Origin of the sequence: Paenibacillus sp. FSL H7-0357 (genome assembly GCF_000758525.1) — a bacterium.
Lineage (GTDB): Bacteria > Bacillota > Bacilli > Paenibacillales > Paenibacillaceae > Paenibacillus_AQ.
Window position 1 is genome coordinate 1,844,628 of record NZ_CP009241.1, and the last position, 23,220, is coordinate 1,867,847.

At 50.3% G+C, this 23,220-nt stretch carries 22 protein-coding genes; 9 read left to right on the forward strand and 13 right to left on the reverse strand.

Going from position 1 to position 23,220, the window contains the following annotated elements; all coding sequences use genetic code 11:
• Positions 1-66: 66 nt before the first annotated feature.
• Entirely contained in the window at positions 67-891 is an 825-nt protein-coding gene (locus tag H70357_RS08125; protein ID WP_038587732.1) for a carbonic anhydrase, read from the reverse strand.
• 204 nt (positions 892-1,095) lie between these two features.
• Between H70357_RS08125 and H70357_RS08130 the strand changes: the two genes are divergently transcribed.
• Positions 1,096-1,929 (forward strand): metallophosphoesterase, encoded by an 834-nt coding sequence (locus H70357_RS08130; protein WP_038587735.1) that lies wholly within the window; start codon positions 1,096-1,098, stop codon positions 1,927-1,929.
• 243 nt (positions 1,930-2,172) lie between these two features.
• Here the strand turns inward: H70357_RS08130 and H70357_RS08135 are convergent, their stop codons facing one another.
• The 3 genes from H70357_RS08135 to H70357_RS08145 are packed head-to-tail and all read right to left on the reverse strand — an operon-like array spanning position 2,173 to position 5,198.
• Positions 2,173-3,438, reverse strand: a complete 1,266-nt coding sequence (locus tag H70357_RS08135) for an ABC transporter substrate-binding protein (protein WP_038587737.1) — start codon at positions 3,436-3,438, stop codon at positions 2,173-2,175.
• A gap of 39 nt (positions 3,439-3,477) precedes the next feature.
• Positions 3,478-4,317, reverse strand: coding sequence for a carbohydrate ABC transporter permease (locus H70357_RS08140; RefSeq protein WP_038587739.1), 840 nt, complete (start codon positions 4,315-4,317; stop codon positions 3,478-3,480).
• Complete coding sequence (locus H70357_RS08145) at positions 4,317-5,198, reverse strand: carbohydrate ABC transporter permease (RefSeq protein ID WP_038587741.1); 882 nt, start codon at positions 5,196-5,198, stop codon at positions 4,317-4,319. Before H70357_RS08145 ends, H70357_RS08140 begins: the two co-directional genes overlap by 1 nt.
• 291 nt (positions 5,199-5,489) lie before the next feature.
• Between H70357_RS08145 and H70357_RS08150 the strand changes: the two genes are divergently transcribed.
• The 3 genes from H70357_RS08150 (at position 5,490) to H70357_RS08160 (ending at position 7,669) form a co-directional block, all read left to right on the forward strand.
• Positions 5,490-6,170 carry a hypothetical protein gene (locus tag H70357_RS08150; RefSeq protein WP_038587742.1) on the forward strand — a complete coding sequence of 227 codons (681 nt, stop codon included), beginning with the start codon at positions 5,490-5,492 and terminating at the stop codon, positions 6,168-6,170.
• A 196-nt stretch (positions 6,171-6,366) separates the two neighbouring features.
• On the forward strand, positions 6,367-6,822 hold the full coding sequence (locus H70357_RS08155) for a VOC family protein (protein ID WP_038587744.1): 456 nt from the start codon (positions 6,367-6,369) through the stop codon (positions 6,820-6,822).
• A 148-nt stretch (positions 6,823-6,970) separates the two neighbouring features.
• Positions 6,971-7,669: an SDR family oxidoreductase gene (locus H70357_RS08160; protein WP_038587746.1), complete on the forward strand. Its 699-nt coding sequence runs from the start codon at positions 6,971-6,973 to the stop codon at positions 7,667-7,669.
• Between the two features lie 160 nt (positions 7,670-7,829).
• On the opposite strand, the gene H70357_RS08165 is transcribed toward H70357_RS08160, so the two are convergent.
• The gene (locus H70357_RS08165; protein WP_038587748.1) at positions 7,830-9,161 is read right to left on the reverse strand and encodes a hypothetical protein; all 1,332 of its coding nucleotides are present in this window, start codon (positions 9,159-9,161) and stop codon (positions 7,830-7,832) included.
• Positions 9,162-9,266: 105 nt separating this feature from the next.
• Between H70357_RS08165 and H70357_RS08170 the strand changes: the two genes are divergently transcribed.
• A complete protein-coding gene (locus H70357_RS08170) occupies positions 9,267-10,700 on the forward strand; it encodes a M20 family metallopeptidase (RefSeq protein ID WP_269322482.1) in 1,434 nt (477 codons plus the stop codon).
• Between the two features lie 150 nt (positions 10,701-10,850).
• On the opposite strand, the gene H70357_RS08175 is transcribed toward H70357_RS08170, so the two are convergent.
• From H70357_RS08175 to H70357_RS08210, 8 genes are all read right to left on the reverse strand, one after another.
• The gene (locus H70357_RS08175) at positions 10,851-11,420 is read right to left on the reverse strand and encodes a cysteine hydrolase family protein (RefSeq protein WP_038587750.1); all 570 of its coding nucleotides are present in this window, start codon (positions 11,418-11,420) and stop codon (positions 10,851-10,853) included.
• 27 nt (positions 11,421-11,447) lie between these two features.
• Positions 11,448-12,017 (reverse strand): cysteine hydrolase family protein, encoded by a 570-nt coding sequence (locus tag H70357_RS08180; RefSeq protein WP_038587752.1) that lies wholly within the window; start codon positions 12,015-12,017, stop codon positions 11,448-11,450.
• A 43-nt stretch (positions 12,018-12,060) separates the two neighbouring features.
• The gene (locus tag H70357_RS08185) at positions 12,061-13,125 is read right to left on the reverse strand and encodes an ABC transporter substrate-binding protein (RefSeq protein ID WP_038598964.1); all 1,065 of its coding nucleotides are present in this window, start codon (positions 13,123-13,125) and stop codon (positions 12,061-12,063) included.
• A 64-nt stretch (positions 13,126-13,189) separates the two neighbouring features.
• A complete protein-coding gene (locus tag H70357_RS08190) occupies positions 13,190-14,563 on the reverse strand; it encodes an MATE family efflux transporter (RefSeq protein WP_038587754.1) in 1,374 nt (457 codons plus the stop codon).
• A complete protein-coding gene (locus tag H70357_RS08195) occupies positions 14,550-15,350 on the reverse strand; it encodes an ABC transporter ATP-binding protein (protein ID WP_038587756.1) in 801 nt (266 codons plus the stop codon). The genes H70357_RS08190 and H70357_RS08195 overlap by 14 nt, the downstream gene beginning before the upstream one ends.
• Positions 15,351-15,380: 30 nt before the next feature.
• On the reverse strand, positions 15,381-16,187 hold the full coding sequence (locus H70357_RS08200; RefSeq protein WP_063848030.1) for an ABC transporter permease: 807 nt from the start codon (positions 16,185-16,187) through the stop codon (positions 15,381-15,383).
• A gap of 30 nt (positions 16,188-16,217) precedes the next feature.
• Complete coding sequence (locus H70357_RS08205) at positions 16,218-17,846, reverse strand: PucR family transcriptional regulator (RefSeq protein ID WP_038587759.1); 1,629 nt, start codon at positions 17,844-17,846, stop codon at positions 16,218-16,220.
• A 33-nt stretch (positions 17,847-17,879) separates the two neighbouring features.
• A complete protein-coding gene (locus tag H70357_RS08210) occupies positions 17,880-19,607 on the reverse strand; it encodes an allophanate hydrolase (RefSeq protein WP_052092481.1) in 1,728 nt (575 codons plus the stop codon).
• A gap of 626 nt (positions 19,608-20,233) precedes the next feature.
• On the opposite strand from H70357_RS08210, the gene H70357_RS08215 reads away from it, so the two are divergent.
• The 4 genes from H70357_RS08215 to H70357_RS08230 all read left to right on the forward strand — a co-directional run bounded on the left by H70357_RS08215 (position 20,234) and on the right by H70357_RS08230 (position 23,199).
• Positions 20,234-20,950: an urea amidolyase associated protein UAAP1 gene (locus H70357_RS08215; RefSeq protein ID WP_038587762.1), complete on the forward strand. Its 717-nt coding sequence runs from the start codon at positions 20,234-20,236 to the stop codon at positions 20,948-20,950.
• 32 nt (positions 20,951-20,982) lie between these two features.
• Positions 20,983-21,642 (forward strand): urea amidolyase associated protein UAAP2, encoded by a 660-nt coding sequence (locus tag H70357_RS08220; RefSeq protein WP_038587765.1) that lies wholly within the window; start codon positions 20,983-20,985, stop codon positions 21,640-21,642.
• Between the two features lie 235 nt (positions 21,643-21,877).
• Positions 21,878-22,519, forward strand: a complete 642-nt coding sequence (locus H70357_RS08225; protein ID WP_197073667.1) for a TetR/AcrR family transcriptional regulator — start codon at positions 21,878-21,880, stop codon at positions 22,517-22,519.
• 2 nt (positions 22,520-22,521) lie between these two features.
• On the forward strand, positions 22,522-23,199 hold the full coding sequence (locus H70357_RS08230) for a sensor domain-containing protein (RefSeq protein WP_038587769.1): 678 nt from the start codon (positions 22,522-22,524) through the stop codon (positions 23,197-23,199).
• Positions 23,200-23,220 lie beyond the last annotated feature (21 nt).

Consider the following 23,220-nt stretch of genomic DNA (forward strand, 5'->3'; position numbering starts at 1 on the left):
AAACAAAATAAAGCCTTGGACGAAGTTGTCCAAGGCTTTTGTTCGAATATAAGAATAATTATCCTTTTATTTCTCGCTATCTATCTCCCGGGAGCCGAGCGCTTGTACGGGGCGATTGTCATGCGGGAAAATGCCTTCGAATTTGCCGATTTGCTCATCAGACCATTGAACGGGATTTTCCAGGACGATCCACTGTACCCCTTCGGTACATGGAGGTGTGGTGAGTGATCCTTGATAGCGGAACGAGTGAAGGTCTGTTGGAAGCAGCTGGTTCATGTCGAAGACACCCTCAACCGGGACTTCCTGTTCGCTCTCCTCGGAGGGGAGCACAGACCAAAGCTTTTTCAGCTCAACATTTTCGGAGCCTTTAGTGATTAGGACACTCAGCACAGCAAGCGTCTCGTCTTCACTTTTATGGACAAAATGAAGCTCCATATCGGCATGTTTGCCATCTACCTCATGCTCGCTGGGCAGATGGAAATGAAACTGCTGCAAGATATACGTCTTTCCTTCAAGGGTGATACGGTTGTCCTGATTTTTTAGGTTAACCTGGATCGTGTGGCCGTTGTTAATGATAGACACCGGGGACGGCGCATACTCAACCTTGATAGGGGACAGGCTCTCATCATCCTGCACTTTCTCATGAAGAATGTTAATCGGCGACTGGGCCGTACCTGTACTGCAGGTTGTGAACAGTTTATCCAGTTCAGCCCAGTGTTCCGGGGACGTTTCACCTTCATAGGACCAATGCGCAGGGTGGGCGCTTACTGTGGTAGCGGGTTCCTTATTCGCTTCTGCCTCGTTCTTCTGTTCGTTGCTTCCGCATCCCGCCATCACAGACAAGACCATGATGGGAAACAGTATTCGGGACACCTTTTTGTTGATACGCATACGTCATCCTTCTTCCTTTTGGATAGTGGAACATTTTAATTTATATTGTAAATATTGGCACGTTCAGCATCAAGTGAAAAAAGGCTCAAAGTTCTCAAAATGGTTCTAACTATCTAGGCTGCCAGCGAATCCAAGAACTTGCTATCCGAATCGAATATAAATATAACCAGATATTCTAATCCAGTTCGAAGAGGTGGTTTCCAAGTGAGAAGGCAGGCAGGGACAGCTAAAAAACGGAACCTTTCACCCAGACCCCGACCCAAAGACAGCTTGAAGCTTAAGGTGCAGGCACAGATCATTAACTTTGCCGTGATCGGAGATAGTCATGTGGGGTATGGGAACAGCTCGGCTATTTTTAGAAAGCTTTTGCCAAAATCAGTGAGCAGCGGGAATAAGAAGTTTGTGATTTTTGGCGGGGATAATGCCCAGGCAGGAGCCAATCATGGAAATAATGCCGATGCCTTCTACAAGGACTTCAAGGATACGGTTACCAGCACGCTCGGGAGTATTCCTTATAAAGCATCGATAGGAAATTGGGAGGCAAGCACTCAGTCCTTGTTCAAACAATATTTAGGTGCGGTTGCCGGGCAAATGAATTTCCCGGGTACGCAGGCAAAGGTGAAGTATGTATGGCTGGATTGTGCGCTAGGGGCATTCACACCGGAAAGCCTAAATATTCTGAAAAATTTAGACGACCGTTATTATTATATTATTGATTTTCATTGGCCATTGAAAGTGAGCGGGATTACGGTTGCTCCCAGTCATGTGTTAAGCGGGGCAGAGACGAATAAGTTTTTTACGGCGATTCCAGCGAAAGTGAGAGATAAAGTGCTGGCCATATTTACACACCACGGGCATTTGTTTTATCGGAAGCTGGCCAATATTTATCCGGGGTTCCCTTCAACTAAATTCTTCGTGTGCGGATGTTCAGGGGATTATAAATGCAAGCCAAACGGTGACCGGGGGTATTACAACGCCACATTGACCATTAATGGGTCTGCTGTCACTGTGAACGCTTATAAGGTGCCGGTTATGTAGCTCGATTTGGTTTGAAATTCTAATTCGGCAACTTTACTGATTTCGGTACTATTTAGCAGTTCAACCCGAACCCTCTCAAGTTCAGGTAGAGACACATTTTATTGTGTTTTCTACAACAGAATCTTTATAAAATAGCCGGGAAGCAGACTCTATTGCACGAAGTACAGCAGAATGCGATTTACCGGAGAATAATGAGCATTCTGCTGTATAAAGTGCACTCATATGAAAAAAGTCCTCATGCAATTACTGCACACTCAGATTATCCCAATTGATCTGGAACTCCTTCAGCATGCCTTCTTTAGGCAGCTTACCGCCGAGATAACCTTGAATGCTGCTGGATAACTCCTGTGGCATTCCGTTCGGCAGACGCGACCAGTTCCAAGTCAGCGCCTGATCCTTGTCTGTATAGTCCAGCACCTCAGCGCCAAGTGCCCCGAGATCCTCTTCGCTTCCCTTGATGCTGTCGAGCGCAGGGATGAACTGGAATTCCTTGGTGATATATTGCTTGCCGGTCTCCGAGGTAACGAGCCAATCCAGGAAGAGCTTAGCGTCCTCTTTAACCGGGGAGAACTTGTTGACTACCCAGTTGCTTGGCACCCCTACATAGAGCTTATCGTTATCTTCCGGGGTATCGTCAATCGGCATCGGCAGGATGCCCAGGTTAAGATCCGGGTCAATCCCGTCAATCTGGCCTTGGGTCCAGTTGCCCTGCTGCATCATCGCGGCTTCCCCGCTGGCCACCATGGTGACCTGGGTATTATAGTCGGTCGAGAGCGGGTTCTTGTTCCCGTATTCCACCGTCAGGTCAAGCAGGTCGATCCACTTGGAGAAAACCGGGTCTCCGGCGAAGGACTTGGAGCCGTCCGTCAGACCGGCGATGAATGCTTCGGGATCGGGCTGCTGGGCGAAGGCTACGTTCACATTGTGGTTACCGAGCACGAACCATTCCTGATAGCCGTTGGCAAAAGGTGTGATCCCTGCGGCCTTCAGCTTTTCGGCAGCCTCGCGCAGAGCGGCCAGAGTCAGCGGCTTCCCGGTAATTCCGGCTTGCTTGAACAGATCCTTATTATAAATGAAGCCGTACCCTTCCAGATTCATGGGCATGCCGTAGAGCTTGCCATCTACAGTCATTTGTTCGGCAGCCAGTGGCTTCACATCCTTAGCCCAGGCTTCTCCGCTCAGATCCTCCAGATATTCCAGCCACATGTCACGCTCATTGTTGCCGCCGATAGTGAAGATGTCCGGCTCATCCCCGGATGAGAACTTCGCCCTTAGGGAAGCGCCATAGTCGCTGCCGCCGCCGACGCTCTGAATCTCCAGCCGGATGTCCGGGTGTTCCTTCTCGAATTCAGTCTTGAGCGAAGCCAGTGCTTCGGAGATTTCGACCTTGAACTGGTAGATATGCACAGTTTTGATTCCACCCGCATTGTCGCTGCCGCGTCCACAGCCGGCCGTTAGCAGGGCCAGCAGCAGGGAGCATGCGAGGAGAATTCCACGTTTTTTATTCATATTGATTCATCCTCTCTGCCTGAAAAGTCACATGTATCGTCAGCCCTTGACGGAGCCTTGGGCGATCCCTTCAATAATATACTTCTGCATCAGCAGGAAAAAGATGACCACAGGTGTAATCCCGAGCACGAGACCCGGAAGCGCCAAATCCCACTGCTTCGTATATTGCCCGAAGAAGCTGTAAGTGGCGATGGGAATGGTGCGGAGCGATGGGGCCTGCAGAATGAGTGAAGGCATCAGGTAATCGTTCCAGATCCACAGAGTGTTCAGAATAATGACGGTGACGATGATCGGCTGCATCAGCGGCAGTACGATCCGGAAAAAAGTACCGTAGGGACTGCTGCCATCCACCCGCGAAGCCTCTTCAATGTCGATGGGTACCGATTTGACGAAGCCGTGGAAAAGAAAAACGGTCATTGGCGCACCAAACCCCAAATACGCCAAAATCAGACCGGCCGTCGAATCCATTACGCCCAGGCCGCTGACGATCTGCACCAGCGGAATCATGATCGCCTGAAAAGGAATAACCATGGCCGCTACGAGCGCGATATAGAGGAAGCGGTTGTATCTGCTGTTGTTGCGGACCATTTTATAGGCACACATGGAGCAGAGGAAAGCCAGCAGGATATTGCTGATTACCGTGACGACAAAAGAGTTCAGGAAAGCACGCGGGAAATCGGTAGCTTTCCACGCATCGGCGTAGTTGCTCCACTGGAACACGGAGGGCAGCGCAGCGGAATCCGAAAGAATCTCGCTGTAGCTTTTGACCGAATTGGCCAGCAGGAAGTAAAACGGAACCAGAAAAACAAGCCCCAGTACAATCATCAGTAACTCGGCAAACAGCAGGTGGGCACTGAATTTTTTTGCGGTAGTCTCCATTACAGCTCCACCTCTCTTTTCTTGGTTGCACTAACCTGCAGCAGGGAGATGACGGCCACAATGACGAAGAAGACCATTGCTTTGGCCGATCCCATGCCGAACCGGCTGATCGTGTAGGCCTCATTGTAAATATTAAGCGCGACCGATTCGGTAGCCTTGAAGGGGCCGCCTTTGGTCAGCGACAGGTTCAGGTCGAACAGCTTGAAGGACCAGGAGATGGACAAAAATAAGCAAACGGTTACAGCCGGCATCACCAGCGGAATGGTGACATGGCGCAAGGCTTGCATACGTCCGGCCCCGTCCACTTTGGACGCTTCGATCAGGCTCTGCGGCACGTTGTTGATGGCCGAGATGTAGATCACCATCAGATAACCCGCATTTTGCCACACGAAGACGATTACAATAGCCCAGAATGCAGTGGCTTCCGTACCGAGCCAAGGCAGATTAAAGAAGGACCAGCCGGTGGCCTGTCCCATGGAGGCAAACCCTCTAACAAAAATAAACTGCCAGATGAATCCGAGCAGCAAACCGCCAATGACATGGGGGACAAAAAATACCGTTCTCAGCACATTGCGCGTAAATAGCTTGCGGGTCAGCACATAAGCGAGTGTGAATCCGAGCAGATTCGTCAGCACCAGTCCAAACAAAGTGAACTTCGCGGTGAACCAGAACGAATTCAGAAACGAAGGGTCTTTGGTGAAAATATGTAAATAGTTTCGCAGCCCGGTCCACTCGACATGCCGTGAGATTCCGTTCCAACTGGTAAACGAATAATAAAGGCCCAAAAAGAATGGAATCAGCACAATAACAAAGAAAAAAAGGGAAGTTGGCCCGACAAAAATAAACTGCTGCATCAGGCGTGATCTTTTTTTATGGTCCATCGTTCCTCACCCCTCTGTATAAAGTAAATATTTCATTAAATAACCGGATCACCGATTAACCAAACAAGAAAAACTAGAATTTACCAGATTTCACTCGCTGTTGTGTCAGACAATGGCATTCATTATGGACGGGCTCAAGTGGATAAACAGGGGGAAAAGCCGGTGTTTAGCGGGGGGGAATTAGCGAGAAAACTATAAGCTCTATAATCTAAAAAAACGGACGAAGAACGTCCCGTACTCCATGGCATATTGGGGTGCGGGATTTTTTTTATGCAGAGGAGGAAGTTAGGAATGGGTTTTGCTGAAGAACACCAAAAGTGGCTGGATTCTCATAAGAACCGTAGAACAGGAGAACGACTTGACCGGTTGGTGCGAGGGCACGGGCATGGTGAGAAAATGTTTGTGGAGCGGGTTTGGTGGCCGATTTTTGGTCATATGGATGATCTTCATCCGGAGTACGAGGTCTCGGATTGGCGGGGCCGGCCTTATTTTGTTGATCTGGTCTGGAAACCGGGACAGGTTAAGTTTGCCATTGAGATCAAGGGGTACGGGCCACATGTGCAGCGGACCGATCGGACCAGGTACCGGCAGGAATTAAATAGAGAAACTTATCTGCAAATTGCAGGGTATCGTGTAGTCGCGGTTCCCTATGATGATTTGGAATCTGTACCGGAGCTGACAATTTCTCTATTTAAATCTTTATTGGCTCCAAGCTTGTTGAAGATTGCGGATGGGGAGAGTCGTCCGTACAGCAGGCTGGAGAGGGACATTCTACGGATGGCGACACGTTGGAATGGGTTCATCCGGCCTGTTGATCTAGTGAACGAGCTTGGAGTGAATCCACGTACAGTCAAGAAATCTATGAACTCTTTGTGTGAAAAAGGGAAGTTTAGACCTGTGCTGGCCCAGGGTAGCAATCGAATTTGCCGATATGAATTTATACATTCGTTCATGGATAACGAGCTATGGTAATGCCTCTGATATCACCGAAAGTGGGTAAAGTGGTGAAATGAGAGGTAAATGTGCCTCTAATATCACTCCTCTCGTGAGAAGGTACGGAGGTTTGTACGCGGATTCACTCACCAGGAACGATTATCAGCTCAGGCTTGACAGCCCTTTCATAGTGTGGGTATGGTAGATTGGTCACACTAGAAGGAGGTTGAGGCACATGTCAGGAGTTCTCGGCAATCATTTCGTTACGCAGATTGGAATTTTGGTGAATGATATTGAGAAGGTAAGCCGGGCGTATGCGGACTTTTTTGGACTGGCGGTGCCGGAAATTATCATTACCGATACGGCAGATATTGCCCAGACCCGGTATAACGGCGGGGCGACGGAGGCGCGGGCCAAGCTCGCTTTTTTTGACATGGGCTCCTTGCAGCTGGAACTGATTGAGCCGGATCATCAGCCGAGCACTTGGCGCGATTACTTGAATGAGCATGGGGAAGGGCCTCATCATATCGCTTTTGTAATCGAAGGAATGCAGGAAAAGATTATGCTGCTCGAAGGCAGAGGGTTCCCGCTGCAGCAGAAGGGCGAGTATGACGGGGGACGTTATGCTTATATGGATACGTTCAAGGAATTGAAGGTGCTCGTGGAGCTACTGGAGAACGATAAGCAATAAATTAGCAATAAATTAGCAATAAATTAGCAATAGAGTGTAATAGCAGAATACACCCATGCAAATTGATATTCTCCCGCTGTGAATTCTGCCTATTCATGAACAGAACAGCGGCGCTTGGGGAAATTATGCAATAGAGGAGGAGCGAAAGATGAACATTCTAATTACCGGTGCGGGACGCGGGCTGGGTGTTGAGCTGGCGGCCGAAGCACTGAAGCGCGGGCATGGAGTGATTGCCGGAGTTCGCCATCCTGATCAGGAACAGACCGCGCTGTCGCAGCTTGCTGCAACCTATGGAGCCAAGCTGACCGTGGCCGCGCTGGATGTGACGAACGAAGAGGGAATCGCGGAGCTGGCTGCTAGTCTGAAAGGGCAAGGGCGGACGCTCGGTGCGATCATCAACAATGCGGCGATCCTGACCGCCCGGAATACGCCGGTAGAAGAGCTGGATCTGAAGGACATGCTGACAACGATGGATATTAATCTGTACGGGCCGATGCGGGTGGTCAAGCATTTCCTGCCGCTGCTCACCGAGCCTGACCGTTCAATCATCAACATCTCGTCGGAAGCGGGCAGCATCACCAATGCCTATCCGGGTGATTATCCTTATGCCATCTCCAAAACAGCACTCAATATGTTCTCGCAGCAGCTGCATGTGTATTTGCAAGAACGCGGCATACAGGTGCTGAGCGTACATCCCGGCTGGATGCATACGGATATGGGCGGGGAAGAGGCGCCGACGAACCCGCGCAGCAGTGCCGAGGGCATTATCAGCCTGATCGAGCAACGCCGCGCTCCGGAAGGGCATTTCATGTTCGTGGATTATACCGGCAAAGATATGGACATCTAGGTTGTGATTCTAAGAGAGTCCGATGTAGCAGGGGCTGTCCAGTTAGCCGTTCAACGGCTGCCAGGGCAGCCTCTTTGAGCTAATCGGGAGCTGGCGAGTGCATCCGTAATCAAGCTGTTTCACACAAATCTCGCTATGCTCTATGCACTCACTCACTAACTTATGAGCCCCGCAGTACCTCAAATTGAAGCTTATAAATTTTGGTGGGGCGGCCCCGCAGCTTCTCCTGCTTCTGGTAGCTTACATTTGCAACTCCCTTTTCGGTTAACAGGTTCATAATCCGGTTGGCGTTGCGCAGCGTAATCCCCAGATGAAGAGCAATATCCTGACTCGACAGCTCATCACGCTTCAGCTTGTGCATGACGGCTATAATCTTTTGAACCTGAAGCGGCGTGATGCCTATATGCCGGCCCCATGCTTCGGCTTGGGGGTCATGGGCATGCGTAAACTCCAGACGGTTAGACTCGCCAAGCGGTCCGATGATGCGTTCATCCTCCATAACCGCGAAGCTGCTAGGCAAGGGCTGCCGCTCTGCAAGCGTTAGCGCGTTTTGCCCATGAAAGCGGGCCTTATACAGTGTCTCCCCGGCTCCCCAGCCAATATCCACGCGTACAGACAATTGATCGTTCAGGAAAGCCAGCAGTTGGCAGCTAGCGAATCCGCCTGTCCATTTCTCCTCCAAATCCTGCTGAGATACCAGCAGCTCGAAATAATCTGCGTGCTTCTGAACAATAAGAGGCAGCTCCTCCCGGCCGGAAAAAGTCAGCAGCGCTTTGTGCAGTGTCGCCATAACGAGCACGGCTTCGGGATCATCCTGCTCGCGCAGCTTGCGGAGCCCTTGAGCTTGAACCTGTCCGACGGCTGTGCGGTTGGCTTTCATTTGCAGCCGTTCTATTTCTTGAGCCATATGGTTGAACGCTTCAAGAATGGTTTCGTCTGAGGGGAATAAGTGGACAGCATTTACCCCTTGCTCCGTCAGCTTATCGACCAAATTACCGTAGCGGGTAACGGAGAGGTCGATGTTCCCTTGTTCCCATAGTTCCAAATGAAACCGGAGCATATCTTCATACGACAGCCTGTCCGCTTGCTCTTCAGGCATATAGGGTAGCAATTCAGGCTGCAGTAATTCTTTTATGCCGAGAAAGCCATTATCCTGGTCCAGGAAGTCAACAGCCATTCGCGAGCTGCGCAGCTCCGGATGAGCCGAGTGGGCTTGAAACATCAGTTTATAGAAGTCGCGTTCCGTAACATCCAAGTAGCTCATCCGGATAGGATACGGGCCGTTGATCTCCTTCTGCAAAGCTAAATAAGCAAGTTCTCCACCAAAAATAACAGCGTCCAGCGTCATCGGCCGGGACAAATAAAGGGCTGTGATTTCTTCCAGCGAGCGGTAAGGGAGCAGAGTCAGCTCGCATAACTGCTCCAGCTGTCCTTGCACCTGCTTCAGGCGTTTCACCGAGTGCTCCGCTACAATAAAACCGATTTTTAACATGTGCTCACGTCCAATCTTTACTCGTATTCATTGAATAGGCCTCTTAAGTATACTATAATTTTGGAAAAGGTAATAATACGTCCAAAAATATACCGGAGGTGCATCTTGAAGAACATACGTGAGGAGCAGCAAGCTGATTATGATTGGTTGGCGGATAGGATTGAGCATAAGCGGGAAATGTTTACGCAACTAAGCGATCAAATCTGGGGATTGGCAGAAACCAAGTTCGAAGAGTTTGAGTCGGCGGGTCTGCTGGCAGATCAGCTGGAGCTGTCCGGCTTCCGGGTCGAGCGTCATGGCGGGGGTCTTCCAACCGCATTTATCGGTACGTATGGCTCGGGAAGTCCGGTTATTGCCGTATTGGGGGAATTCGACGCGTTGCCAAATATGAGCCAGCAGGCGGGTGTAACGGTTGAACAGGCGCTTCAGAACAAGGGGAACGGCCACGGCTGCGGCCATCATCTGCTTGGAACGGGCTCACTGGCAGCCGTTATCGCCGTTAAGGAATATATGGACAAGAAGGGGCTTCCGGGAACGATCCGTTACTACGGCTGTCCGGCTGAGGAAGGCGGATCCGGCAAAACCTTCATGGTACGCGAAGGCCTCTTCGATGATGTGGATGCGGCCTTAACCTGGCATCCGGGCTATAACAATGCAGTGGTGTCACAAACGTCATCGGCCAATGTCCAGCTCCGCTACAGGTTCCAAGGCAAAAGTGCACACGCCGGCATAAGTCCTCATAAGGGAAGAAGCGCCCTGGATGCCGTGGAATTGATGAACGTGGGGGCCAATTACTTGAGGGAGCATATCCCGCCGGGAGCACGGTTCCATTACGCGGTGACCGAGACGGGCGGACATTTCCCGAACGTGGTGCAGGCCGTAGCCGAGGTTGTTTATTTAATTCGCGCACCGGAAATGCAGCAGGTGAACGAGATTTATCAGCGAATAAACGATGTGGCGAAGGGGGCGGCGTTGATGACCGGAACAGAAGTGGACATTCAATTCGAAAAGGCTTGCTCCAATCTCATTCCAAACGTAACGCTGGAAGAGGTTATGTATCGATGTTTCACAAATTTGGGCATACCTGCGTTTACAGAGGACGAGCAAAGCTATGCAAGCGAAATCTTAACAACGCTGGAGCCTGTACAGACAGGGGCTGTGAACGGGGGAGGACTGCTGAAAACGCTTGACCCATACGAACCTGTCAGCGGAATAATGTTAGGCTCTACTGACGTATCGGATGTAAGCTGGGTTGTGCCGACGGCTCAGCTGGAGACCGTCTGCTACGCGTCGGAAACGCCATTTCATTCCTGGCAGATGGTGGCGCAAGGGATGACCTCAGCCAGCCATAAGGGCATGCTGCATGCAGCAAAGGTCATGGCTGCAACCGCAGTCGAACTGCTTATGCACCATGACATTCTGGAAGAAGCGAAGCAGGAGCTTAGAAACCGGGGCGGCATGGAAGGTTATACCTGCCCGATTCCCGCTCATGTCAATCCACCGGTGAAGGAACGGTTATTCCGGCAGCAGCCTGAATAACGCTGATGAGATGGCTGCACAGCAGTGCAGCCAACCCGGTTTATGAACAATAATCAAAAGCAGCATTCTATCTGTATGCTCCCTGGCAAGGGAACATACGGCAGAATGCTGCTTTTTTTCCTTCTATATATACATACAAGCATATAAGGATTACAGAGATAGAGCGAGAACCTGCTCCGTAGTTATGTTAGCACCGGTCTGCAGATATTCCATGTTCTTGAGCGCCATGTTATGTGCCTGATGACTGGTGCCGATTACGGCGTCTGATACGACATGAAAGTGATAGTCATGCTGGTGTGCATCAACGGCTGTGAAGCGGACGCAGATGTCTGTCATGCCGCCGATGAGGAATAGGCGTTTGACGCCTAGGCAGCGGAGCAGCAGGTCGAGGTCAGTCGCGAAGAAGCCGCTGTACCGCCGTTTGGTAATAATATATTCGCCTTCGATTGGCGCGGTCGACGGATGGAATTCTTCGGCCGGAGTGCCTTCCAGGCAGTGAATCTTCTCCACACCGTCGAGCTCGCGCCCGAAATCGCTGAGGTCGGCGCGGTGAAGCTCGCGGATTTGGATGACTGGCAGACCCAGCTCACGGAAATGCTTGATAACCTTGGGCGAGTTCAGCATACAAGTGCCGCCCTCCATGACGGGAATGGCATCGCTCTCCATGTCGTTCTGGATGTCTACGACGATGAGGGCGCTATGTTCAGGTATTTTGTTCATAAGAAATCTCCTTTCATTTTCCTGATTTTAGTTAAATAAATCCTCGACAGAGATGATCGAGCCAGTTTGAAAGTATTCAATGTTGTCTAGTGCGGCTTGAGCTACTTCGTCACTGCTTGGCGTGCCAACAGCTTCTTTGAACACATGCACATGATAGTTGTATTGATGCGCGTCTACCGCAGTATAATGCACACAAATGTCTGTCATGCCCCCAACCAGGAACAGGTGCTCAGCCTTGAGGCCGCGCAGCAGAATTTCCAGGTCAGTGCCGAAGAAGGCACTATAGCGGCGTTTGTCGACCGTGTATTCTCCTTCGATGGGTGCTGTAGGCTCATAATAGGTGGCTTCGGGATTCCCTTCCACACAATGGATATTCTCGGCGCCGTCAAGCTCCCGGCCAAAGTCGATCAGGTCTTTGCGGTGAATCTCGCGAATATGCACAATCGGCACATCGCCGCGTGTGCGGAAATATTCAGTTACGCGTTCCACGTTTTTGAGATAAGCCTGTCTTTGTGGAGTCAGGCCGCGCGATTTTGCAGGATCCGAGTTCTGCACATCAATCAGGATGTACACGCTATGTTCGGGTATCGTAATCATTAAGGATCGCCTCCGGTTATAATAATAGTTTACGGGCTAGCAGCTATTCCCACAAAAAGTCTGTAGATACAAGCTGTGTTACGTCAAACGGTTCTTTGATTATACCGATGGATGTGTAGAAATCAACGACGTCCTGCATGGTGTCGTAAATCCAGCCGCCTTCACCGATGCCTTCCACATTATCGGCCAGTGTGTACAAATGAACGGTAGGGAACATCGCTTTGACTTCTTCGGCACTTACTTGCAGATCGTCAGCTGTCAGCTCCGCAGCTGCATCCAGATCACCTTCGATGTATTGAGTTGCGTCTTCCACCGCTTTAAGCGTGTTTAGCAGCCATTCCGGCTTCTCTGCAGCGTTTTTGGCGGATACTACCACGACATCCAGAATCGTATTCTCCATGTCGGCAGTCGAAATGATAATATTACCATCGCGCGAGGTTGTGCCTTGGGACAGATAAGGCTCGAAAGTGGTTGCTGCATCTACGCTGCCGGCCACAAACGCGGCGCCGCCTTTGCCCGGCCCCATATCTACGAGCTTGACATCGTCTATAGTCATCCCTGCCGTAGCAAGTGCCTTGGCCAGCATATAGTGGGTTACCTCGCCGTATTGAGCACTAACAGATTTTCCTTTCAGGTCAGCCACGCTCTTGATGCTTGCATCGGATACAATGCCGTCTGCGCCCGTAGAAGCATTATGCAAATAGACGATTTTTGGCAACGTGGTAATATCGGAGCCTTCTTCAATAAGTGCATTCACTGAAACCAAATAGGATTGGAGAGTCGTAAAGGCCATGTCTACATCGCCAGTCATGACACTCATCAGAGGAGAGGTGGCTCCAAACGCGCCGATTTTCAGGTCAACGTTATGGTCGAGGTCGAATTTCTTATCATCCAGTGCATAAATGCCAATTCCGCCGATGAATGGCGCATAGGCCGTTTTCACGGTAACAGGACTTTTTGCCGGAGCGGCAGAGCTGTTGCCGCCTGCAGCATCAGCTGAACCATCCGCCGAATTCGTGTTTCCGCAAGCCAATAAGCTGGACAGCATGGCCACCGAGGCCAGCAGGGTCGCACCCGTTTGAATGAAGCCGAATTTTTTTTGTTTCATGTTGATTTCTTCCCCTCCATTTGGTTTGTATATGATCAACATCCGGCAGAAGGATTCCAAGGAATCATTCCACCAGATTGTGAATCCACTTGTTGCCCCGAATCCGGATGCGTACCAGCGTGAACTTGAACAAGTCATCCAGAATTACGAACAGAAACACGATTTCGATGCCGAGATTAAGCGCGTAGCCGGTCAGGAATGTGAGCGGAAGGGATACGCACCACAGGGCTACATTATCAATGATGAAGCACATCTTCGTATCGCCGCCGGCCCGGAGCGTTCCCATAATGTGAATGAAGTTCATTCCCTTGATGGGCATGATGACTGCCAGATAGATGACGATCAGGACAATGGTATCGCGGACTTCCTGCGAAATTGCCTGGTACAGATTCAGGAAGAGCGGCACACAGGTCATCATAATAATGCCCAGCAGTACTCCGCCGAGAGCGGTATAGGTCGCCATACGGTTGGAATAATAAGGAGCCTTCTCCGGTTTACCTTCTCCAATGGTCTGACCGAGAATAATCGCGGCAGCTTGTCCGGTTCCGATAAACAATGCGATTAGCAGCTGTTCCAGCACTTTGGCGATCCCGACGGCTGCCCCGACCGCGTAGCCCATATGATAGAAGACGACGCTATACAAGGCGTAACCGATACTCCACACCGTCTCATTTAAAATGACCGGAGCGGAGGTTTTAAAGAATACTGCTAGAAATTCCTTTTTTGCCGAGAATAGATTCCGGAGTGTCGGAGCAAAGCTTTTGAACTTGCTGTACAGAATGGAAGTCGTAATCAGCATTTCTATCGTTCTGGCAATTACAATGGCAACGGCAGCCCCCTGAATACCGAGAACAGGCAGACCGGCATAGCCGAAGATGAGCATATAGCTGAGAATAATGTCGATGATGATCGTCAAAAGAGTGATCCGGAGAGGCAGGCCGGCCCGCCCGATATTCCGGTAGATCATTGTGCAGGCCAGGGACAACCCTGTAGGCAAATAACTGATGCACACCGTCTGCAGATAATTGGCAGCCTGCTCAACCACCTCTTGCTCATTGGAGAAAATATGGAGCACCTCTGCCGGGAACAGCAGGCCGATCAGAGTGAACAAGGCACTAACCGCAAGCACGAGGGCAAATGCGACAGCCGATGCGATCTTGAGATTGTGCTGATCGCCTTTACCGTAATATTGCGACAGAAAAATGGTAGAGCCGCTGACAATGCCGACAATCATCAGATTGAGAATGAAAAAGACTTGCCCCGCCAGACTGACAGCAGATACCTGCAGGTCTCCAAGCTGGCCTACCATTAAGGAAGCGAAGGTGTTGGTGATGCTGGTCAACATGCTTTGCAGGCCGATAGGAAGTGATAAGAGCAGGAAGCCTTTCAGAAAAGCCTTATCCTCATGGAATGTAGCGATAAAGCTAGCTTGTCGCATGAAGGTCATTCCCGAAATCTTTTGAATGCAGAAGGCTATGGATTTTTTTGCGGATCTGGATAAATTCCGGTGTGTCCTTAAGCTCCAGATCGCGCTTCTGCGGCAGATCAATCGGGATATCCGCAATGACCCGCCCCGGGCGGGAGCTCATAACATACACACGCTGGGACAGGAAGACGGCTTCCTCGATGTCGTGTGTAATAAAGATGACGGTATGCTTCTCCTTCTCCCACAATTCCCGCAGCTGCAGCTGCATATTTCCTTTGGTGTCGGGATCAAGTGCGCCAAAGGGCTCGTCCATCAGCAGTACCTCCGGATTGTTGGCCAGCGCTCGGGCAATGGCTACCCGCTGTTTCATACCGCCGGACAGCTCTTTGGGCAGCCTGTTGCGAAAATCGGTTAAGCCCACTAGGTTCAAGTATTTCTCGACGATTTGATCCGCCTCCGCCTTGGGCATTTTCTTCAGCTTTAGCCCAAAGCGGATGTTCTTCTCTACTGTCAGCCATGGAAATAGAGTATACGCCTGGAATACCATGCCGCGGTCCGCGCCCGGGCCGGTCATGACGCGGTTGTCGAGCAGGATATCGCCGGAGGTTGCTTCGTCCAGTCCGGCAAAAATGCGGAGCAGGGTCGATTTGCCGCAGCCGGAGGGGCCAACGACACTAATGAATTCATTGTTGGCAATATCAATGTTGATGTTCTCAAGAGCGAAGGTTTCCGTTTTTTTGGATCGGTAAATCTTGTTGAGGTTTTTGCAGGAAATTTTGATGGCTGGCACTTGCTGCATAAGAGTGGTCCCCTTTCGAGTGTGGCTGCTTTACACGTCTTCGGCCCAGTGGAACAGGCGCTTGTTGATGAAGGCAAATATACGGTCGAACAGCAAACCGAGAATTCCGATGACAAAAATGCCGCCAAAGATGATGTAAGTCTTCATAAACCGTTCTGCGATCATGATGTTGTAGCCAAGCCCGGAGCTGGAAGCCAGCATTTCCGCCATAATCAGGTACGTCCATGCCCAGCCCATAACCATGCGCATCGTGTCCATGACATTCGGCATAATGGCGGGGATAATGACATTGCGGATCACCTGGGCTTGAGAGGCTCCCAGCGTATAAGCAGTGTTGATCAGGTCGATCTGAATGCCTTTGACGATATCTGCAATCATGGCGGTCATCGAAAAGACGGCGCCGACGACAATAATCGTAATTTTTGCCGTCTCACCTACGCCTGTCCAGACCATGATCAGCGGTATCAGCGCCGATACGGGCAGGTAGCGGAAGAATTCGATCAACGGTTTGGTTACAGCGTTTATGATTTTATAGGTGCCTGACAGCAGGCCCAGCGGAACGCCGATCACAACCGCGATAAGAAAGCCCATCAGCACGCGATAGCAGCTGATAGTGATATCCTGCAAGATGCTTCCATCCAGGATAGCTGTGAACAGGTAAGAGAAGGTCGCTTGAGGTGTAGGCAGGAAGATCGGGTTGATGCCCGAAAAGTTGCTCCCAACATACCACAGCAAAATCAGCAGCAAGAAAGTGATGATCATAATAGAATTAAATAGACGAGGATTAATATCCCGACGAATCCGAAACAGATTTCGCAGCAGACCTCTGTTGTTCACTTATAACTCCCCTTTCAAAGTATGTTCGCTCTACTCTCCCATTTCGTAAATCTTTAAACCCAGTTGTAACTGAAGCCGTAATTCCGGATCGTCGAACGAGATGCCGAGTATCGTCTTGATCTTATCGAGGCGGTAAACGACGGTATTATAGTGGGTATACATGGCTTGTGCGGTGATTTTGATGTTGCAGCCCACTTGAAAGTAGGCGGTCAGTGTTAGAATTAAGCTGGAATTATGGGCTTTGTCGTACAGCACGAGCGGCCGGATAAAGCGGTCGAGAAACTTCTCGACGTTGGCATGCTTGGGGAGCAGTGAGAGTATCGTATAGATGCCAAGCTGCTTCCAGGTAATCAGTCTGGAATTCTCCCGGCTGATACAGGAGGCAATATATAAATTCTCAGTATCGATATATCCCGTATTAATAGAGAGTGCGCTGCTGGATTCACCAATGCATAAGGAGAACTCAGTTGTGCCGCATGCTTCTGCAATCTGTCCCGCCAAGGCTTCCGCCTTATTATGTGGATCATCGCTGCTTCCGTCAGTCTGAGGCATAAGCGCGACGATTTTGCCGGACATCGACGTAAAGAGGGATGGACTTCTGGGCTCCATATGATTAAGCCTCGATAGAATGGCGGAGTCCGGTGTCGGCTGCACGCTGGAGTGGAATTTCACGATGACTACACGGTAGCTGCAGGCTGACAGATTGCTGCACCCGTAGAACTGGCCTTTAATATCGAGATCCTCGGAGCTTGGGATGCAGCCCATCAGCCAGTCTTTCAGGAAATCATCAAAGTATTTGGCCTGAACCAGCTTATAGGTGTTCTCACCGCTAAGCCGGATGTTCAGCAGCGGGAGAATCCGGGACACTGTGGACAGATCGAGCTCGCTGCAGGCTCCGTTCTTCTCCGCGACCAGCACCAGGATCGGGTCTCTCTCTGTCTCCCATAGGTTGAAGACATGCAGGTTGACGTTGTGATCTGCGGCAACCATGGCATGAATAGTGCTGTGCTTGGGAGAAGATCTGGAATCAAAGCTTAGAAGGTGGTCGTAGAAGGACTTGAAATAGTCCAGCTGCCCGGGGGAAACGATGAACTGGCTGAAAGCATTCAGTATAGAGATCGGATTGCCGATCATCTCCCCGACGACCTCAAGAATTCCCGGCATATCATACCCGTGGAGCATCAACTCCGATACCTGTTCAAGGCGGCGCTGCAGCAACAGAATGTTCCGGGTTTCAAATGTGATCACCTTCTCCATGACCTCACGCACCACATTGGAGAAAATGGTCGATTCCGGAAGCTCGAACAACGGCAGTCCGTGAGCTTCTGCGCAATCAATGATCTTCTGCGGAATCTCGGCAATAAACCGCTTGGGCTTAATGCCGAATGCCGCTACACCCCGGTTCACCAGATGGGGGATAAGCTCAAGGAAGGCGTCCATATTATTCTGGTAGGAATAGCCGGTGGTCACCAGAAACTCATTTGCCTGTGCCCAGTTCTGAATATCCGGAACTTCCATGATGTTGACCCGGCTAATGATATTATCCAGCCGGTCTTTACCTGCGAGCAGCTTGAGATTCTGAAGGGACTCCATATCGTATAGATCACTGCACCGAAATGACGGTGAAGCTTCTTCAGCAGATACTCCGGTTGGAGTCATCGTTCTCGCCTCCCTTCCTTATCAGCATAGTGATCAGCCTGTAGCAGGGGTATCACTCTGGAACCTGTCTAGCTCCGCAGCTGCCCACCCGCCGTATCCTGTAATATCCTCGCCGTTTATCTCGGCATAAGGCTCACATATAAATCCGGTGATCTCACTGTCGTCCTCCAGCTTGATTCTGCCGATTCCAAGCGGTGCTGGCACCAGCCGGATGAATTCGCCAAGCCGGCCAATCGGAATTCTCCACACTTCAACGGCAATGGAGCTTCCTTGCTCAGAACGAATCAGTCCAGGCTTGGCAGGGACGGAGTTAAGACGAATCAGCCGGTAGCAGGGAGCTGTCCGGTCGGAACGGATGAAGGAAGCGTCACAGTCGAGCAGTTGCTTCTCTAGCGGGAAACCCCGCATGTGCAGACCGCAGACGGCAAGCTCGATGGCTTCGGTCTTCATAAATTCGCCAGCCGCACCTTTCAGCATGTTTTCTTGGCCTCTCATGGCAAACATCGTAATGCCAAAAGGCAGCTGCTCCCCTGCATAGTCGGAAGGCAAAGCGACAGCATTTAAATCAAGCAGATTACAATGGTTAGTATAATGGCCCATGTCGCTATTGGTGGATACCGGGGAAACTGCAACCTGTTCTCTCGTCCAGGTCCCGCCGCAGGTCGGCATTACGAGTACAGCGTCCTTCAAGAGCAAATCAGCTTGTTCTTTGTATTCACGAAGCTCATGGAGTGCTGTGAAGACAGAAGCTGCATCGTAGCCCTTCACCAGCGAGGAGCGCAGAATCTGTTCGGTAACCTCAAAAATGTCCCCGGGGTGGTTTTCGACGAATTCTCCAAGGTCGGACCAGCGTTCGGCAACCCAAGGACCGTCGTATAGAAGACTTGAGGTCTTGTTGAACAGACTGCAATCCACATATTCTATAGGAATTCCGCACAATTCCAAGCGCCGTACCGCCGCTTCCCATGCCGTGCGGTAGGCATCTTTGAACTCGCCGTAAAAGTATAGAGGTTCTTTAGGAAGCAGCAGCTTTTGAGGTTTCACGGAAGCGATGATTTCATATTTGTCTTTGCCATTGCCGCCCGGCTGCTTGCTGCGGGCGACAGCATCCACAAGATAAACATCGTCCAGTGTGCTTGCGAATACCGTTACGCAATCCAGGGTGGCACAGGCCGGCACCACACCCCGGGTAGGCCAATCGCCGATATTTGATTTGTAGCCTACCAGGTCATTAAGCGCCGCCGGCACGCGTCCCGACCCGGCAGTGTCGGTTCCAAGCGAGAAGACGGCTTGTCCTCTTGCGACGGCTACGGCAGAACCGCTACTGGAGCCACCGCTGATCAGCTCGGGCTTAAGCGCGTTATGCGTTTCTCCAAACGGGCTGCGTGTACCGACAAGGCCGGTCGCGAATTGATCCAGATTCGTTTTTCCTATAGGAATAGCTCCTGCTTTCACCAGCCTGGTGATGATGTCTGCACTCTTCTCAGGTTGATAGGAGTAAGCGGGGCAGCCGGCTGTTGTAGTTACGTCTGCCAAGTCGATATTATCCTTGATGGCAAAAGGGATGCCCCACAGCGGATATTCATCCGGATTCATCTGTTCAAGCTTGTCCAGATAAGGCTGGATATGAGCTAACGAAGGAGGGGTGATCCAGATGTTGCTCTCTTTCTCTTGCTCGGCCTGCCTGATAATGTCCTCCATTAATGCCAGAGGTGTTAGTTTGCCGTTTTTGTACATCGTCTTCAATGTGCTGATCGTCATTTTTTTCAAAATGGTTGAACCCCTCTCTGTCAGATAGTTAACCAATGTGTTTTGCGAAAGTTAAATAATGAAGTTTCGTGTTAGATATTATGACTTTAGTGAGAGCTTAAACGATGATGAAGAGAGATATTCAATGTTTTAATGTAAATTAATTTAACACGTTAATTATGTTCTTCATTATCGTTCCCGTTCTGGAAGACTGTCAAGGCATCGCAGGAGCATGGGATGATTTTCATCATGAGTTGACAGATTAGGCCGCTAAAGACAGGTGCTATTTGTGAAGTGTCGCTAAATAAATCGCTCCGGATTTGTGAACGTTTAATCAAAGATACCCTTAAATGTCTACTGTTTCGGCTATTTTGAGCAAGGAATTGGGAGGAGAAGGGAAGTGTTTTGAGAGAATGATTCGTATTTTACATAGATGAAGGTTCCTCCGGGAACCTTGCGGGAAAGATTCAGAAAGAAGCGGTGAGACATTCATTTATAATCAAAACTATTTATTTTCTTGTTTGACAATTATCGAAATGATATGTTATCTTGCCTAACATAAAGTTTGATGTGACTGCTGTGCTTTAGAACGGATTGAAATAGCTGCTGACAAGAGGGGAAAAGGAGTGGAGTTGTTGATGAATGCGATTTGGAGTGAAACGATGCATCCGGGAGGCAAGTGGTCCGGCATTGTTGGCAGAGGGAAGCTGATTCGTCTGACGGCACTCGAAGCGGGCGCCAATGTCTCAATGCTGATGTATCATGCACGAGATTTGTCTGAGCGTTACAATATGCCCGATACACTGAAGGCGCAGCATACTGCTCACTTAACCAGGGGCAATGTGCTTATGAGCGATAACGGAAGGGCGCTGGCCAGCATTCTGCATGATGATTTGGGCTGGCATGATCCGCTGGGTGGTTACACGACAAGGGCAGGCACGGACAGCAAATACGGAGTCAGCTGCTACCAGGAAAGCCGCAATGGCTGGCTGCGCAGCGGCCAGGAGAATCTGGCGGTTGAGCTTGTAAGGAATGGCTTGGGTGAGCGCGATATCTCACCTGTGGTGAACTGGTTCTCCAAGGTTGTCTGCGATGAGGAAGGGAATATGCGGTTTGCTGACAATCACTGTGCTGCCGGAACAACGGTGACACTTCGCCTGGAGATGGATGTACTCCTGATCTTTTCCAATACGCCGCATCCTCTCGATCCGCAGGGGGATTATCCATCTGTGCCTGTCAAGATTGAGGTGCTTCCTGCCGTGCAGGTGGATGCAGGGGACTATTGCGTCAATTTCCGGCCGGAGAACCGCCGCGCTTTTGACAACACATGGACGTATTACGCTCTGCAAAACTAGCAGAAAGTCTTGTTAAGTGAAGGAGGAAGAACATGTTAAAGGCATTTCATCGTGTGGAAAGCACCCGTAAACCGGAGGCTGCTGTTTATGATCAGGTCATTCCGGCCGGAGAAGGCTGGATGTATGCGCTGCAACCGGGACAGGTGCTAAGAATCGTGGATTTGGAAGGAAACCAGGCCGCAGATACGCTGCTGTATGATGCGAACAATCCGGAAGATCATTACAGCGCTGTACGGACGATTAACTCACAGAGCAATATTTATTTAACTACAGGCTCAACTCTGTTGGCGGAATCCGGCAAGGAGCTTGCCTCCATAGTAGCCGATACCTGCGGACGACATGACACCTTGGGCGGTTCCTGCTCTTCCCAGAGCAATACAATCCGGTATGCGCATGAGAAGGGCCACATGCATAATTGCCGGGATACGTTTATGCTGGAGCTTGCTAAACATCCGGAAGGCCACCGTTATGCAAAAAGAGACCTGTCTCCAAACATTAACTTTTTCATGAATGTGCCTGTAACGCCTGAAGGCGGATTAACGTTTGAGGATGGCGTGTCGGGACCGGGGTGTTATGTAGAGCTCCAATCCAGCTGCCATGCCATGGTGCTGATCAGCAATTGCCCCCAATTGAACAATCCATGCAACGCCTATAATCCTACGCCGGTCCATGTGCTTATTTGGAACGAATAGAGCAGTTGGATTATATGGCGCACGTAACGAATACATCTGGCAGCTTGTCTAAGGACAGGCTGTTTTTTTTTGCGTGACCGGTAAAAAAACTTCAATTTCAAAATATTGACAATGATCCCGATGCTGCGTAAGATGAGAATAATTAAAACGACAATGTGTCGTTATTTCGAGTGAGGGGGGACATTGTATTCCAAAGGTTAGCGAGGCATATACAGAGAGTAGAATCAATGAAATTTTGGATGCAGCGCTGGAGGTTAGTGCGCGTAAACCGCTGCATAAAGTAACAATGAAGGATATCGTGAGGCAGACCGGACTAAGCCAAGGGGGCGTATATAAGTATTTTGCCAATATTGAAGAGGTGTGGTTTGCGTTGTCCGACCGTTTTGATCTTGAGATAGATTTCAAAGGTTTTTTAACGCAGCTTTTTGCGGCCCGCCTTTCACCTGACCAGACCCTTCGCGCAATCTTTACCTTCATCGGGCAAGAGATTACGGCTTCTATGGAGAGTGGCTACAGCAAATTGGCCTTTGAGCTAAATGCAATCTATGCCAGTCAGCCGGAGCTGGTTAAGAAGCAGCTTGCTGAGCAGGCTGCGGAAGCAGAAGCCGAGTCCGGGCACGGCTACAATTATTTCTTTCAGCAATTGATGAATTATTGTGCAGAAGGTGAAGCTAAAGGCCAGTTCCGGCCCCTTGTTCCCTTAACCGACATTCTGATGCTCATTCAGGTAACTGTGGATGGAATCATCCGCGATGCCACGCTGGAGCTGTGTTTTGCCGGTGATGAGCTCCCTGCTGAATTAAGTGTGCGGCAGAGTGTGGATCGGCTGATGGATAGCTTGTACATTTCTACAATGACCTTATTAGGAGGCTTTTAATTATGCGTAAACCAAGTGCGCTGAAGTCCTGGCTCCTGCTTATCCTGTCCCTTCCGAAGGGGATCGCAGCGTTTGTAATTGCCGTTACAGGCATATGTGCCGGCTTGCCGCTGCTTATTGTAGGGATTGGGCTGCCTTTGCTGGCTGCAACATTTACCCTATGCCGCTGGATGATGGCCAAGGAGGAGCAGGCGGTAACAGAGTGGATGCAGGGAGAAAAGCAACCGCTCCAAGCTGAGGACTCCCGATCCATTGTGGATTGGAAGGATTGGCGTTCCATGCTGTCTATGCTTTTAAATCGTAAGAGCTGGCGGGGGATCCTCTATAGTATAGCCCAGCTTCCCGTAGGCATTGCCGGGTTTACCCTTGCTGTCACGCTTCCCGCCGTTGTTATTGCGATTATATTGTCACCGGCAGCTTACAAGTTAAGCAAGGTCTTATCCCTTTCCTTTGATCTGTATTCCTTTGACGGGACGATGAATCTGTTCTTGCCGTGGCTTAATGTATATCAGCGTTCCTGGGTAGCGGCTGCAATCGGCATAGTGCTGGCCCTGTTGCTGCCTATGACCATAAGAGGGTTGGGGAGATTATATTCCGCCTGGATTCGGGGGATAGCCGGTGACTTCACCTATGGAGTGAAACCTGCGTCTATTAACAAGGAAGCAGGGTCGAGAGTATAGCAGCCAGTGTAATCTCTAATA

Coding starts and splice junctions, on each gene's coding strand:
- H70357_RS08145 (WP_038587741.1), bottom strand. CDS start 5,198: ATGGACCATAAAAAAAGATCACGCCTGATGCAGCAGTTTATTTTTGTC.
- H70357_RS08210 (WP_052092481.1), bottom strand. CDS start 19,607: ATGACGATCAGCACATTGAAGACGATGTACAAAAACGGCAAACTAACA.
- H70357_RS08220 (WP_038587765.1), top strand. CDS start 20,983: ATGTTAAAGGCATTTCATCGTGTGGAAAGCACCCGTAAACCGGAGGCT.
- H70357_RS08125 (WP_038587732.1), bottom strand. CDS start 891: ATGCGTATCAACAAAAAGGTGTCCCGAATACTGTTTCCCATCATGGTC.
- H70357_RS08165 (WP_038587748.1), bottom strand. CDS start 9,161: ATGTTAAAAATCGGTTTTATTGTAGCGGAGCACTCGGTGAAACGCCTG.
- H70357_RS08185 (WP_038598964.1), bottom strand. CDS start 13,125: ATGAAACAAAAAAAATTCGGCTTCATTCAAACGGGTGCGACCCTGCTG.
- H70357_RS08155 (WP_038587744.1), top strand. CDS start 6,367: ATGTCAGGAGTTCTCGGCAATCATTTCGTTACGCAGATTGGAATTTTG.
- H70357_RS08205 (WP_038587759.1), bottom strand. CDS start 17,846: ATGACTCCAACCGGAGTATCTGCTGAAGAAGCTTCACCGTCATTTCGG.
- H70357_RS08230 (WP_038587769.1), top strand. CDS start 22,522: ATGCGTAAACCAAGTGCGCTGAAGTCCTGGCTCCTGCTTATCCTGTCC.
- H70357_RS08180 (WP_038587752.1), bottom strand. CDS start 12,017: ATGATTACGATACCCGAACATAGCGTGTACATCCTGATTGATGTGCAG.
- H70357_RS08190 (WP_038587754.1), bottom strand. CDS start 14,563: ATGCGACAAGCTAGCTTTATCGCTACATTCCATGAGGATAAGGCTTTT.
- H70357_RS08135 (WP_038587737.1), bottom strand. CDS start 3,438: ATGAATAAAAAACGTGGAATTCTCCTCGCATGCTCCCTGCTGCTGGCC.
- H70357_RS08150 (WP_038587742.1), top strand. CDS start 5,490: ATGGGTTTTGCTGAAGAACACCAAAAGTGGCTGGATTCTCATAAGAAC.
- H70357_RS08215 (WP_038587762.1), top strand. CDS start 20,234: ATGAATGCGATTTGGAGTGAAACGATGCATCCGGGAGGCAAGTGGTCC.
- H70357_RS08140 (WP_038587739.1), bottom strand. CDS start 4,317: ATGGAGACTACCGCAAAAAAATTCAGTGCCCACCTGCTGTTTGCCGAG.
- H70357_RS08175 (WP_038587750.1), bottom strand. CDS start 11,420: ATGAACAAAATACCTGAACATAGCGCCCTCATCGTCGTAGACATCCAG.
- H70357_RS08160 (WP_038587746.1), top strand. CDS start 6,971: ATGAACATTCTAATTACCGGTGCGGGACGCGGGCTGGGTGTTGAGCTG.
- H70357_RS08195 (WP_038587756.1), bottom strand. CDS start 15,350: ATGCAGCAAGTGCCAGCCATCAAAATTTCCTGCAAAAACCTCAACAAG.